Raw genomic sequence first — 3,192 nt, 5'->3', positions numbered from 1 at the left:
ATTCGTCGGACGGTTGGAAGGGTTCCGTTTCCGGATGGACAAAGCAGGCAGCCCCGATGAGGCCAAGACATTGCGTCAGGCCTCGGTGCAGGCGCTTGTGCCGCAGTTCCATTTGCTGGCAGACCGTTTCTATAACGCCCCCGATCCCGAGATTGATTTCACCGAACAGGGCGGCCTGATGTGGGGCAGCCAGGCGGTTGGCAAACTGGTCAAAGGTGACGATCCGTTCAAGCCGGGCGTTGAGGCCTTTGTCGATGAAGAGGCGGGCGCCGATGTCGCCAACAAGGTGCAGCGCCGTTTGCAGCATTTCATTGACCGCAAGATTGCCGCCGGATTCGAGCCGATTATCGCGCTCAAGAATGATGAGGCGCTGACAGGGGCCGCGAAGGGCTTTGCCTATCGCATGGCCGAAGAATTCGGGATCATCCCGCGCGGTGAAGTCGCCGATGAGGTCAAGGCACTGGATCAGGACGCCCGTGGCGCGTTGCGCAAGCACGGTGTGCGTTTCGGCCAGTTCACGATTTTCATGCCGCTTCTGCTCAAGCCCGCGCCGACACGTTTGCGTCTTGTGCTGTGGTCGCTGTCCAAGGGTTTGGGCGAATTCCCTGAAAGCCCGCCCCCCGGTCTGGTTACGGTCCCTGCCGCTCAGGATGCGGTTGCAGGGTATTATGCGATGGCGGGCTACCGCGCTGCTGGCGAACGCGCAATCCGCATTGATATGCTGGAACGCCTCGCCGATATGCTGCGCGACAAGGATAGTCGTGGCGGGTTCGAAGCGAACCCCGATATGCTGTCGATCACCGGCATGACGCTCGAGCAATTCGCCGATCTGATGACCGGTCTGGGCTATAAGGCCGAGAAGGGTGAGCGCGAGAAAGTAAAGGCCGTGGCCGTGGATGCGCCTGCCGCTGATGCCGCACCTGCCGAGGCCCCCGCAGAGGCCACGCCAGATACCGGCCCCGAGATGGAGGTGTTCTATACCTTCACATGGGGTGGTCGCGCGGCCCGACCTGCGCGCCCCCAAGGCGATGCCCGCCCCCGTGGCAAAGGCAAGCCTAAGGGCAAAGCCAAACCGCAGGGTGGCGGCAACAAACCGCAAACCTTCCAAGCGAAACCCAAGCGCGAAAAGCAGATTGATCCTGACAATCCGTTCGCTGCCGCTTTGGCAGGTTTCAAAAAGGATTGACCGACCCACGCCCGACCATCCGGCTGGATAAATGGCTCTGGCATGCGCGGTTCTTCAAATCGCGCAGCCTTGCTGCAGGGGTTGTGTCCTCCGGCAAGGTCCGTGTCGACAGCCAGCCTGTCAGCAAACCCGCCCGTGCGATAGGCCCTGGGAATGTCCTGACGTTCGTGCAGGCACAGGAAACCAAAGTGGTGCGGGTGGTTGCCTGTGGTGAGCGCCGTGGTCCTGCGCCTGAAGCGCAAGCGCTTTACGAAGACCTTACCCCTGCACCGAAACCGCGCCCCACGGAAGCGCAGGGCGCGAACCCGCGCTATGAAAAGGGCGGTCGTCCGACAAAGAAAGACCGCCGCGATATGGGGCTGGATTAGCTGTAGAGCCGTGGCGCGCCCAAGCTGTCATGGATCGCGTCGGCTGTTTGTGGCGTAATGCCGAGTGCGCTTGCCAGATCATGAAGATATTGCGCTTCGGCTTGATTGTCGGGCGTAATCGCGTTCACTGACATGGTGTAGACCTGCGTCTCAAGGCCTTTGGGCGTGTCTGCTGCAAGCGCTGCCGCACTTACAGGGGCGGACAGGATGGTTTGCAGGGTCTCGACGGTGCCGGGGTTACTGTCTGCGAGAAGGGCGGACAGTTTGGCCTTTTCGTCCTGGTCCAGATCACCATCCGCGCGGGCCGCTTGTATCATGGCGCGCAGCATCAGTTTCGCGACTTCGTCCTCATCGGGCTCATCGGCTGGGTTGTCTTGGTTCAATAGTGCTTCAAGCTCCGTGCCCGAGGTTTCGCCACGTGCGCCGGCCAAACCGCCCAAAAGCGCGCCCAAGCCGCCAAGCCCACCGGCCGCTGCGGCACTGCTGCTGCTACCCCCAAGCTGGCCCAGCAAACCGCCAAGACCGCCACTCGCGGCTGCACCGCCTGTCAACTGACCCAGCATGCCGCCAAGCCCGCCGGAGGTTTGCGCTGCACCGCCGCCGCCCAACTGGCCCAGAATGTCACCCAGACCGCCCATGCCACTGGCTTGTTTTGGTGTGCTGCCCCCTGTGAGGCCGCCTAGTAGCCCACCAAGGCCACCATTTTTCTGTACTGATTCCATCCCCTTGGCGACGGCAAAGCCGACCGCCATTTTCGCAACTGTATTCATAAGTGACATTGTATTGGCTTCTCCGCAGGTAAAATTCTTTGTTGTGAAATCGCTGCCGACAGGATGGCCGGTAGATTTTGCGCTGTCCAGCATCCTGAGACACCGCAGCAATATCGCACATGTTGTCGCAATCTTGGACTTCGCCGCTTTCGTTGGGCTGTTGGACCTTGAACGCGCGGCCAGTCTATTCTAGCTAGGCTGCGTGAACTGATCGGAACTCCGCCTTATGACCTACATCGTCAACGACAACTGCATCGCCTGCAAATACACGGACTGCGTCGAAGTCTGCCCGGTAGATTGTTTCTACGAAGGTGAAAACATGCTGGTGATCCATCCTGACGAATGTATCGACTGCGGTGTTTGCGAGCCTGAATGCCCTGCCGATGCCATCCGTCCGGACACAGAGCCTGACATGGAAAAATGGGTTGAATTCAACCGCAAGTATTCCGAGATGTGGCCCGTGATCATTACGAAGAAGGACCCGCTGCCAACTGCCGAAGAGATGGACGGCAAAGAAGGCAAGATGGAGCTCTTTTCGGAAGCAGCCGGTGAGGGCGGCTGATTCGCGCTGATTTGGCGCAAAGTGCCAATGTTTACAGGTCGTTCTGGCTTTGATTCGCGATACTTCCGCTGGCTCTGTTTTTATGATATACTAGCCGGAATGCTGCGAACGACGTGATCCAGATAAACAGACGACAGCTCCCGGCGGAGGCGAATTGCCCCCGGCGGTTTTTTTGTCGTCAAACGCGGGCCGTCATGAAAGGACGATCATGAGCAAGAAAAAATACGACTTTAGCCCCAACGAGTTTGTCGTTTACCCCGCCCACGGGGTCGGCAAAATTGTGTCGATCGAGACGCAAGAAATTGC

Annotated in this window: 4 protein-coding genes and 1 pseudogene; 4 read left to right on the top strand and 1 reads right to left on the bottom strand. The window is 59.3% G+C overall.

The window, feature by feature from the left end; all coding sequences use genetic code 11:
• A pseudogene (locus VGP75_RS08085) lies at nt 1–1,186 on the top strand (disulfide oxidoreductase); the annotation flags it as partial.
• Entirely contained in the window at nt 1,183–1,554 is a 372-nt protein-coding gene (gene hslR / locus VGP75_RS08080; protein ID WP_327543171.1) for an Hsp15 family ribosome-associated heat shock protein, read from the top strand. The pseudogene VGP75_RS08085 and the gene hslR, both read left to right, overlap by 4 nt.
• Here the strand turns inward: hslR and VGP75_RS08075 are convergent.
• A complete protein-coding gene (locus VGP75_RS08075) occupies nt 1,551–2,333 on the bottom strand; it encodes a DUF533 domain-containing protein (protein ID WP_327543170.1) in 783 nt (260 codons plus the stop codon). The two genes, hslR and VGP75_RS08075, sit on opposite strands and share 4 nt — an antisense overlap.
• A gap of 217 nt (nt 2,334–2,550) precedes the next feature.
• Between VGP75_RS08075 and fdxA the strand changes: the two genes are divergently transcribed.
• A complete protein-coding gene (fdxA, locus tag VGP75_RS08070; protein WP_055687558.1) occupies nt 2,551–2,886 on the top strand; it encodes a ferredoxin FdxA in 336 nt (111 codons plus the stop codon).
• A gap of 208 nt (nt 2,887–3,094) precedes the next feature.
• The coding region (locus VGP75_RS08065) for a CarD family transcriptional regulator (protein ID WP_327543172.1) at nt 3,095–3,192 on the top strand (98 nt) is incomplete at its 3' end.

This window comes from Yoonia sp., from assembly GCF_036007805.1.
Classification (GTDB): Bacteria; Pseudomonadota; Alphaproteobacteria; order Rhodobacterales; family Rhodobacteraceae; genus Yoonia.
The sequence above is the reverse complement of the archived record's forward strand: the minus strand, read 5'-3'. Positions and strand labels throughout refer to the sequence as shown.